This window comes from Colwellia sp. (genome assembly GCF_013215345.1).
Lineage (GTDB): Bacteria > Pseudomonadota > Gammaproteobacteria > Enterobacterales > Alteromonadaceae > Colwellia.
Map to the genome: position 1 here is coordinate 1 of NZ_JABSOV010000132.1, position 10,021 is coordinate 10,021.

Below are 10,021 nucleotides of genomic sequence, written 5' to 3' on the forward strand. Positions count from 1 at the left end.
AGAACCTTTTTGTGACGTGCACGAGCTTGTACACCACGTTTTACTCTAGCCATTTTCTATATCTCCTAATTAACCGTGACGTAAAAGTTTTTTAACTGACTTAATGTCAGCTGCGGCGATCATGCTTTTAGCACGAAGATGACGCTTAACTTTAGTACGACGCTTAGTCAAGATATGACGAAGGCCAGCTTGTTTGAACTTGTAGCCATTGGCTGTTTTTTTAAAGCGCTTTGCAGCACCTTTATTGGTTTTCATTTTAGGCATGTGAATAACTCCGCATTTATACCCTTCGAGAAGAAGTGGTATATGCCAAATATTAAGTAGCGAGGGCGAAAGTAATTTTCTTTATTTAACTAAAGTCTGTCACTTTACTTGCAAGCCTTTACTACCAGCGTAAAGATAAAGTTGGTGAATAGGACATCCGAAAATATCCTATTACTTGTCAAACCAAGTTTTATCTATTTTTAGGGGCTAAGACCATCACCATTTGACGACCTTCCGCACGACGCGGAAAGAACTCAAGTACAGTAAGCTCTGCTAAATCGTTTTTAACACGAGTTAACAAATCTAAACCGAGTTGTTGATGGGCCATTTCACGGCCACGGAAACGTAATGTAACCTTGACCTTATCGCCGCCTTCTAAAAAGCGTTTCAGGTTGCGTAGTTTTACCTGATAATCGCCTTCATCTGTACCAGGACGGAATTTAATTTCCTTAACCTGTATTTGTTTCTGGTTTTTACGTTGCTCTTTTTGCTCTTTAGCTTTTTCATAGATAAACTTGCCGTAATCCATCACACGACAAACGGGTGGTTTAGCAGTAGGGCTAATTTCAACAAGATCAACACCAGCATCATCTGCTTGGTCCATTGCTTCATCAAATGTAACGATGCCACCTGGCTCTCCGTCAAACTTAATTAAACGAATTTCGTTGCCTGGGATATCTGTAATTAACTCATTTAAACGATGAGCTGGCTCTTTACGCCCGCCTCGTTGTCCACCTTTAATAGCCATGTTCCTCCAAAGAACTCATTTTAGCTGTTTATTTAATCTCTGCCTCTTAATGCTTAATTACATAAAAGGCAGACTAATTTACTTTTATAATATCCGTTTAAAATTTATTGCTGTTTTAACTATGACTGACGCGTTTTCACTTCATCAGATAGTTTAGCAATAAAGTCATCAACCGACATTTTTCCTAAATCATCACCACTTCGAGATCGTACAGCAATTTCGCCTGCTTCCATTTCTTTGTCACCGACAACTAAAAGGTAAGGAACTCTCTTCAAAGTGTGCTCGCGGATTTTAAAGCCTATCTTCTCATTTCTCAAGTCTTGTTTTGCTCTAAAGCCATTTTCTTTGAGTTTTTTAACGATTTCTTTACAATATGGTGCTTGTTTATCGGTAATATTCATAATTACCGCTTGAGTCGGCGATAACCATGTTGGAAATTTACCCGAGTACTCTTCGATTAAAATACCAATAAAGCGCTCTAATGATCCTAAAATAGCTCGATGAATCATCACTGGAGTATATCTTTCGTTGTCTTCACCAACATAAGTTGCGCCTAAACGCTCTGGCAAAGCAAAATCAAGTTGTACTGTGCCACATTGCCAAGCTCGTCCTAAACAGTCCATTAAAGTAAATTCAATCTTAGGACCGTAAAAAGCACCTTCACCTGGTAAGTATTCAAATTCAATATTACTGTCGGTTAAAGCTTGTGCTAAGCCAGCTTCAGCTTTATCCCAAATTTCATCACTACCAATACGATTTTCCGGACGAGTAGAAAGCTTAACAATGATGTCTTCAAAGCCAAATGAACCATAAATATCGTAAACCATTTCGATACATTTTTTCACTTCGTCTTGAACTTGCGACTCCATACAGAAAATATGAGCATCATCTTGAGTAAAAGCACGTACACGCATTAGGCCATGTAACGAGCCTGATGGTTCATTACGATGACAACAACCAAACTCTGCAATACGTAGTGGTAAATCGCGGTATGATTTTAAACCTTGGTTAAAGATTTGTACATGCCCAGGACAGTTCATTGGTTTAATCGCGTATTCACGCTTTTCAGAGGTAGTAGTAAACATACCGTCTTTATACTTATCCCAATGACCAGACTTTTCCCAAAGACTTCTGTCCATCATCATTGGCGCTTTCACTTCGTCATAATCATAAGTACGAAGTTTTTCACGAACAAACTTTTCTAATTCTGTATAAATAGTCCAACCATCGTTATGCCAAAACACCATGCCTGGCGCTTCTTCTTGCCAATGGAACAAATCTAAAGTTTTACCAATTTTACGGTGATCACGTTTTTCAGCTTCAGCTAAACGCACGATATAAGCTTTAAGTTGCTTTTTATCGGCCCATGCAGTGCCGTAAACACGTTGCAACATTTTATTGTCGCTATCGCCACGCCAGTATGCGCCGGCAATTTTCATTAATTTAAAGTGATGACAATGACGCATGCTTGGCACATGTGGGCCACGACACATATCAATGTATTCTTCATGATGATACAAAGCAGGCATATCATCTTGAGAGATATTGTCATCTAAGATTTCAATTTTGTAACTCTCGCCACGTTCTGCAAAGGCATCACGTGCGGTTTGCCACGAACCCACTTTTTTCACAACCTGATAATTACTACGAGCTAATTCAGTCATACGCTTTTCTAGCTTAACTAAATCATCTTCGGTAATGGTGTGATCTAAATCAACATCATAATAAAAGCCATTATCGATGGTAGGGCCAATTGCCATTTTCGTATCAGGCCATAATTGCTTAATAGCATGACCTAATAAATGCGCACAAGAGTGACGAATGATTTCTAAACCTTCGCTATCTTTACTGGTGATAAGTTGTAAGGAAGCATCTTGTGTTATCAGTTCACAAGCATCAACTAGATCGCCATTAATACGACCCGCAATAGTCGCTTTAGCAAGACCAGGACCAATATCAAGGGCAACGTCCATTACGGAAACGCTATTATCAAATGAACGAGTTGAACCATCAGGGAGAGTAATTACAGGCATGTTTTTCCTTATCAGTGGCGGCAGCATACAAAGCGTCGCTTGAATTTATAAATATGATTTAAATGATTAAGCAATGGCAATTACCATAACTTATATGTGTTCGTATTGAACAGCACCTTGCTCAGGAGAATGTGCTCAGGATAATTGCTCCTGCATTATCTAATAAGGTACTTCCTGTACCGTCTGCATTCTCTATTAAGTGGCATCCATGCCACGTCTGCGTGTGCTTAGTTAAACTTAAAAATAGCTCCGTTCGTCCTGAACATAAAAAAGAGCGATAAGCTCTTTTTTTTAAATTTGATTTTCAATCCGCTGATTGTAAAAGCCTTGCCCTGCTAAAACAAGGGTTTTCAACAAGATTTAAACACTTTTTGCTATTCAAAATAGCAAAACAAAAATTTGCCCAGATTTTGTAAAAAAGTCTGCATAGCACTTTACCGATAAATCAGTGATAGTATTACGAAAGCAATTAACAACTAGCTGGTATTAGTGAAAAGATTACTCTTCCTTACTGCACTTATTTTTTATCCCGCCCAACAATGCGTCAATGCCTCAGAAGCCCCATGGAAATTATGGAAAAAGACCAGTACACAAAGTGTCAGTTATCGTGCAGTGACACTCGATGGTATAGCTGAGCAACAACTTATCGAAATTAAAGCGACAACGACTGTTCATTCAAGTCTCGCCGGCTTCTTATTATTTTTGCAAGATGTCAGTAACACGCAAAATTGGTTGATTAATGCCCGAGAAAGTAAAATCATTCAGCAATACTCAGCCACAGAACATAGCTTTTATATTAAATTAGCAAAAATTTGGCCATTTAAGCCTCGAATATTAATACTTAATTCCACTTATTGGCAAAACGATGATCTCAGTGTTGAGATCAACATAACAGATATTGGTGCTATGACTGCTGATAAAGCCAGTCCGCTAGCGGTAAGGAATATTGACGATTATTTAAAAGTAAAAATTCATAATGCTCATTGGAAAATCACACCTCAGCGAATAGCAGGTGATGCCACTGCCAGCAGGCAAACAGAAATAACGATTGAATATACGTTTATCGCAGATGGGCGCGGGGACATACCAACATGGTTGGCGGATCATTTAGCGCTGAAATCAATTTGGAAAAGTATGCGTAATATTAGACGTCAGTTGCCAGCAGAAAAATGGCAACGACAAGCAATTAAAGGTATTACTGAATTATCAGCAATACCTTAAGGAATAAACCTTAACCTATTGACCCTAAGTAATTGACCTTAAGCAATAGGCCTTAATAAAAAGGCCTTTAACATCACAAACGTATTTGTATATTGATGTTGCAATATTAAGCTTCTTGTTCTGCTGTTATTGAGAGCGCCATTGCTTCGGCGATTTTAATACCGTCAATCGCCGCGGATAATATACCACCGGCATAACCAGCTCCCTCGCCCGCAGGGTACAAGCCTTGAGTGTTAAGGCTTTGCATAGTTACTTTATCGCGAGTAATTTGAATGGGTGATGACGTGCGCGTTTCTACTGCAGTTAATGTTGCCTCTGCCATTGAAAAGCCATTTATTTTCTTATCAAAAGCAGGTAGCGCTTCTCTAATTGCCGCTATAGCATAATCAGGTAGACTTTCACTTAAATCGCAATAAGTAACACCGGGTTTATACGATGGCGTTACACTACCGTGGTCGCCGCTTTTACGCCCAGCAAGGAAGTCACCAACAAGTTGTACTGGTGCATCATAGTTTCCGCCACCAAGTTTATAAGCTTTTTCTTCTAATTTGCGCTGAAAGTCGATACCGGCTAGAACGTAGTCACGTTCACTGGCAAATTCACTAGTCATGAAATCTTCAGGCTCAATGCCAACAACAATTGCACTATTAGCATTACGTTCATGACGAGAATATTGACTCATACCGTTAGTCACTAAGCGACCTTCTTCAGATGCCGCGGCAACAACAGTGCCACCAGGACACATACAAAAACTATATACCGAGCGACCATTGCTACAGTGATGCACTAATTTATAATCGGCAGAGCCTAATATTTCATTACCGGCATTGTTACCAAAACGTGCTTCATCAATAACTGCTTGCTCATGTTCAATGCGAAAGCCAACAGAAAATGGCTTAGCTTTAATGTAAACACCTTCATCAAATAACATTTCAAAGGTATCACGAGCACTATGGCCAATAGCTAAAGCGATATGATTAGTTTCAATATAATCGCCATTAGAAAGTGTTAAACCCGTTACTTGTTTGTTTTGGTAACCTTCTATACCTTCGGTAGTACATTCATTACCATCAACATCAGTAAAGTGAATATTATCGACTCGCTGGTTAAAGCGAACTTCGCCACCAAGTTCAAAAATTTCAGCACGCATTTTCTCAACCATGGTAACCAGTTTAAAAGTGCCAATATGAGGTTTGCTTACATAAAGAATTTCTTCCGGTGCACCTGCAGCAACAAACTCATTTAAGACTTTACGACTGTAATGCTTAGGATCTTTAACTTGGCTATAGAGCTTACCATCAGAGAAAGTTCCTGCACCGCCTTCACCAAATTGCACATTAGATTCAGTATTTAATATTTTTTTCCGCCAGAAACCAAAAGTATCTTTGGTGCGCTGTCTAACTTCTTGGCCGCGCTCTAGAATAATAGGATTAAAGCCCATTTGAGCTAATACTAGCCCAACAAATAAGCCACAAGGTCCCATACCAATAACAACCGGACGGTTTTTAAGATTCTTTGGTGCTTGGCTAACAAATTTATAAGCCATATCTGGCGTTACTTTTACCTGAGTATCATCACTAAATTTTGCCAGTAACTCTTCATTAATATTGGTTTCTACATCAAGGGTATAAATCAGGAAGATCTTATTTTTCTTGCGTGCATCATAACCACGTTTAAACATTGTAAAATTAACTAATTGATCATTTGTAATTGATAACTTAGTTAAAATGGCTTGTTCAAGTTCGTGCTCTTGGTGGTCAAGGGCGAGTTTAATATTGGTTAAACGAATCATTCTTTAAGATCCAGCATTAGGAAGAGTAATATTTTTCACTATTTTACCTGTACGCTATCATTTTAGAAACAAGAGATTGAAATTGCCCGCAACAAAGGTATGATCTACCCCCTATTAAGATAAATATTAACGATTTTAGATAACACTATGGCATTTGTGGTAACCGATAACTGTATATTATGTAAATACACTGACTGTGTGGCAGTGTGTCCTGCTGATGCATTTTATGAAGGGCCTAATTTTCTCGTCATTAGCCCTGATGATTGTATTGATTGTGACCTATGTCCTGTTGAATGCCCTGCCGGTGCTATTTTTCAAGAAGATGATGTACCTGCAGACCAAAAAGAGTTTATTGAACTTAATGCTGAATTATCCAAGCACTGGCCTAGAATAACTGAAATAAAGCCTGCTCTAACCGATGCGAAAAAGTGGGATGGGGTAACCGATAAAATCCAATATTTAGACATTGAATCTGATGACTAAAAGTCAAAAAATGTCACGTCCAGCTAAGTCACAGTCGGTAGGAAAGCAGCTATACTAAAAAAGGTGTACTAAAAAGATATAATTACCCTTGGAGACAACTATGTGGCACTGCATTGAACAAGCCATTAGCATTGAAACTGGGAAGCCATTTTATATTTCAACAACGCAAGAAATCTCTCTCGGTGGCACAAAGGCCTCTGCCTTCACTAGCTTACTTGATAATAAAGCGCCGCCATTAAACCTCACTTTTAAAGTTTCTGATGGCCAGCGTTCTTATTTTATAAAAATAAATAACAAAGACTACCTAGAAAACTTTCAAGCCGAAGCCTATTCATTAAAACAACTTAACACCTTAGCGAATATTGCTAGCCCAAAGGTAACCACCCTAGGAACCAGCTTAGATAAAAGCTTTTTAGTACTCGATTATATCGACTTCAGTAAAGCCAAACCTATACTTTGGTACCAACTGGGTCAACAACTAGCACAAATGCATTATGAAACTCGCCATGGCCAGTTTGGTTGGCAACATGACAACTACATTGGCAGCACAATTCAGCCTAATCAGTGGAGTAGTAACTGGACAACTTTTTTTGCTGATCAACGCATTGCTTGGCAATTACAATTATTATCTGAACGTTCCATCATACTCGGAAATATTGAACACATAGCCCAAGTTTGTCACGACGCCTTACTTCATCATCAAGTAACACCCTGTTTAGTTCATGGCGACTTATGGCAAGGTAATACTGGTTTTAGCGGTGAACAAGCGATGATTTTCGATCCCGCTTGTTACTACGGTGACCGTGAGGTTGATATTGCCATGACCGAGTTATTTGGTCATTTCCCTGACGACTTTTATCATGGCTACCAAGCAGAATACCCTTTAGATGACGGCTATGGCCAAAGAAAATTAGTTTATAATTTTTACCATATTCTCAATCACGCTAATATTTTTGGTGGTATCTATATTGACCAAGCCAAAGCCGCATTATCACGAATTATGTCACTACCTTTACACTAATAACGTAAGATACGATATAGATCAATGAACTGGCTAATAAGCGCTAAAACACCCCGCTATTTTTGGTAATTTAATTAAAAATAGTCATACTAAATAAAGAAGCGTTAAACTTTCCCCCTTTCTTTATGGAGGCTCTATGATCAATAAACTCAGTGAAAAACGCATTACTTGTCCTCACTGTGGCCACCATTTGCACGCAACGTTAGATGCTTCTGCTGGTGATCAAGACTATTACGATGAATGCCCTGCGTGTTGCATGGAAATTCACTACCATTTACACATAGATGAATATAGAAAGACCATTCAATTAACCGTTGATAGTGATGATGAACAAGTATTCTAACCACACCTTTAAAAGCCACATGCACTGCTGAGTTAATTGTCGCTATAAAGCAATGCATTCCTTATTTTTTCGACATTTTTTGCCTTGTTTGCTCAAGCTATCTCATCTATTATGCTGTCAGTTTAACGATGCTCGATAATCGTTTCCCCCTCCCCCTTTATTAAAGTTACCGATGACATGAACCTAGCTGACTTCCGCACTCATAGTAAAAGCTTATTAAAACTGACTTACCCCATTTTAATTGCCCAATTAATTCAGAACTTAATGGGTTTTGTCGATATTGTCATGGCTGGACGCGTCAGTGCTACTGACTTAGCCGCAGTGGCGGTGGCAAATAGTATTTGGCTACCACTGATATTGACCATCTACGGATTAATTATGGCGCTGGCGGCTATTGTTTCTCAGCTTTCTGGTGCAAAGAAATACACTGATGTGGTAGAGCAAACTTATCAAACCGGGTGGATAGCTTTGCTACTTGGCATATCATTAATAGGCCTGTACTACATACTCACCCCGATAGTTGCACCACTTGTTACGCTAGAAGGCAATCTTGAAGCATTGATGTTTGACTATCTAGGCTTTATTGTCTGGGGCGCGCCAGGCTATTGCATATATTTGGTGCTAAGAAACTATTCAGAAGGCCTCTCATACACTAAACCGACCATGATAATCAGCATTATAGGTTTACTGGTAAATATTCCAGCAAACTATATATTTATCTATGGAGAATTTGGTATGCCCGCTCTTGGCGGTGCCGGCTGTGGCCTAGCAACGGCGTTAGTTTACTGGTCTATGTGTATCAGTATGCTTATTTATTGCTTTTATTCAAAAGTACTCAAACAAGCCAACTTATTTAGTGCCTTTTATTGGCCAGTGTTAGCTGAAATAAAAGCAATTCTTGCCTTAGGCATTCCTATCGCTTTATCACTACTTTTTGAGGTTAGCCTCTTTGCCATTGTCGCTATCATATTAGTGCCTTTTGGCGCGCAAGTTGTCGCCAGCCACCAAGTTGCCTTAAATTTTACCGGCTTAATTTTTATGGTACCGCTAAGTATTGCCATCGCGACAACCATTAAAGTAGGTTATGCCGTTGGCCATAAGAACTTTAAACAAGCCAGAGACTATACAAAATATTCGATAATACTTGGCTTAGCACTCGCTTGTTTTACCGCGTTAATCACTGTGCTGTTTAGAACACAAATTGCCGGTATTTATAGTACTGAGGCACCCGTTATAGAATTAGCGGCGAGTTTAATGTTACTTGCTTCTGTGTATCAGTTTTCAGATACCATTCAAGTGATTTCAGCAGGGGCATTACGCGGTTATAAAGACACCAAATCTATTTTATATATTACCTTTGTTTCATATTGGGTCGTTGGTTTATCCGTTGGCTTGATCCTAGGAATAACAGACTGGATTGTCCCTGAAATGGGTCCGTATGGTTTTTGGATAGGTTTTATTATTGGCTTAACAACCGCTGCGATATTACTTGCTTGGCGCTTACAGGTCATTCAACAACGCATTAAAAATGACATACAGGCACAAGAAGAGACGAGTCAGGTAGCAACACTTTAATTGCTTAGCACTATATTTAGCCACTTCGTTGCTTTAATCAGCAAGTAATACTTATTTCTCAATGAATTAGATAAAAGCACTTGCAAGGCGATTGTTCAGGGGCTAACATAGCCCTCGTTGATTTATCAACAGCTGCTCGCTTAGCTCAGTTGGTTAGAGTACTTGCATGACATGCAAGGTGTCACAGGTTCGAGTCCCGTAGCGAGCACCAAATTAGGGTTTAATAACCCTCTAAAAGAACCCGTAAAGCCCATAACCAAAGGTTTTACGGGTTTTTTTATGTCTATTGCTATTTCATGCCGTTCCGTGACATCCGCACTTTTTAGGAGTACTTTTAGGAGTACTAGACTAATCTATCAACTTGCGGTACTCCAAAATGGCAAAATTAACAAAACCACTAACCAATACAGAAGTAAAACAAGCAAAACCAAAAGAAAAGGTTTATAAGCTTAGCGATGGTGGCGGCTTATTGTTAAGAGTAAAGCCCAACGGTTTCAAAACGTGGATATTTGATTATTATAAGCCCCATACCAAATCACGT

Annotated in this window: 10 protein-coding genes and 1 tRNA gene; 7 read left to right on the top strand and 4 right to left on the bottom strand. The window is 39.1% G+C overall.

Annotated features, from left to right (window positions below):
• Window positions 1-69 precede the first annotated feature (69 nt).
• The 3 genes from rpmI to thrS all read right to left on the bottom strand — a co-directional run bounded on the left by rpmI (window position 70) and on the right by thrS (window position 3,045).
• Complete coding sequence (gene rpmI / locus HRT50_RS15655; RefSeq protein WP_019029135.1) at window positions 70-264, bottom strand: 50S ribosomal protein L35; 195 nt, start codon at window positions 262-264, stop codon at window positions 70-72.
• A gap of 190 nt (window positions 265-454) precedes the next feature.
• On the bottom strand, window positions 455-1,012 hold the full coding sequence (gene infC, locus HRT50_RS15660) for a translation initiation factor IF-3 (RefSeq protein WP_291616165.1): 558 nt from the start codon (window positions 1,010-1,012) through the stop codon (window positions 455-457).
• A 119-nt stretch (window positions 1,013-1,131) separates the two neighbouring features.
• Entirely contained in the window at window positions 1,132-3,045 is a 1,914-nt protein-coding gene (gene thrS / locus HRT50_RS15665; RefSeq protein ID WP_291616167.1) for a threonine--tRNA ligase, read from the bottom strand.
• 489 nt (window positions 3,046-3,534) lie between these two features.
• Here thrS and HRT50_RS15670 point away from each other — a divergent pair, with 489 nt between their 5' ends.
• On the top strand, window positions 3,535-4,266 hold the full coding sequence (locus HRT50_RS15670; RefSeq protein WP_291616169.1) for a hypothetical protein: 732 nt from the start codon (window positions 3,535-3,537) through the stop codon (window positions 4,264-4,266).
• A gap of 106 nt (window positions 4,267-4,372) precedes the next feature.
• Here HRT50_RS15670 and HRT50_RS15675 read toward each other — a convergent pair whose 3' ends face one another.
• Window positions 4,373-6,058, bottom strand: coding sequence for an NAD(P)/FAD-dependent oxidoreductase (locus tag HRT50_RS15675; protein WP_291616171.1), 1,686 nt, complete (start codon window positions 6,056-6,058; stop codon window positions 4,373-4,375).
• Between the two features lie 147 nt (window positions 6,059-6,205).
• Between HRT50_RS15675 and fdxA the strand changes: the two genes are divergently transcribed.
• The 6 genes from fdxA to HRT50_RS15705 form a co-directional block, all read left to right on the top strand.
• Window positions 6,206-6,541: a ferredoxin FdxA gene (gene fdxA, locus HRT50_RS15680; protein ID WP_291616173.1), complete on the top strand. Its 336-nt coding sequence runs from the start codon at window positions 6,206-6,208 to the stop codon at window positions 6,539-6,541.
• Window positions 6,542-6,641: 100 nt separating this feature from the next.
• A complete protein-coding gene (locus tag HRT50_RS15685; protein WP_291616176.1) occupies window positions 6,642-7,562 on the top strand; it encodes a fructosamine kinase family protein in 921 nt (306 codons plus the stop codon).
• Window positions 7,563-7,698: 136 nt separating this feature from the next.
• Window positions 7,699-7,905: a CPXCG motif-containing cysteine-rich protein gene (locus HRT50_RS15690; protein ID WP_291616177.1), complete on the top strand. Its 207-nt coding sequence runs from the start codon at window positions 7,699-7,701 to the stop codon at window positions 7,903-7,905.
• Window positions 7,906-8,082: 177 nt separating this feature from the next.
• On the top strand, window positions 8,083-9,480 hold the full coding sequence (locus HRT50_RS15695) for an MATE family efflux transporter (protein WP_291616179.1): 1,398 nt from the start codon (window positions 8,083-8,085) through the stop codon (window positions 9,478-9,480).
• Window positions 9,481-9,614: 134 nt separating this feature from the next.
• A tRNA-Val gene (locus HRT50_RS15700) sits at window positions 9,615-9,691 on the top strand.
• Between the two features lie 165 nt (window positions 9,692-9,856).
• Window positions 9,857-10,021 (top strand): integrase arm-type DNA-binding domain-containing protein (locus HRT50_RS15705; RefSeq protein ID WP_291616181.1); only part of this gene is annotated, 165 nt, incomplete at its 3' end.

Coding starts and splice junctions, on each gene's coding strand:
- rpmI (WP_019029135.1), bottom strand. CDS start 264: ATGCCTAAAATGAAAACCAATAAAGGTGCTGCAAAGCGCTTTAAAAAA.
- infC (WP_291616165.1), bottom strand. CDS start 1,012: ATGGCTATTAAAGGTGGACAACGAGGCGGGCGTAAAGAGCCAGCTCAT.
- thrS (WP_291616167.1), bottom strand. CDS start 3,045: ATGCCTGTAATTACTCTCCCTGATGGTTCAACTCGTTCATTTGATAAT.
- HRT50_RS15675 (WP_291616171.1), bottom strand. CDS start 6,058: ATGATTCGTTTAACCAATATTAAACTCGCCCTTGACCACCAAGAGCAC.
- fdxA (WP_291616173.1), top strand. CDS start 6,206: ATGGCATTTGTGGTAACCGATAACTGTATATTATGTAAATACACTGAC.
- HRT50_RS15685 (WP_291616176.1), top strand. CDS start 6,642: ATGTGGCACTGCATTGAACAAGCCATTAGCATTGAAACTGGGAAGCCA.
- HRT50_RS15690 (WP_291616177.1), top strand. CDS start 7,699: ATGATCAATAAACTCAGTGAAAAACGCATTACTTGTCCTCACTGTGGC.
- HRT50_RS15695 (WP_291616179.1), top strand. CDS start 8,083: ATGAACCTAGCTGACTTCCGCACTCATAGTAAAAGCTTATTAAAACTG.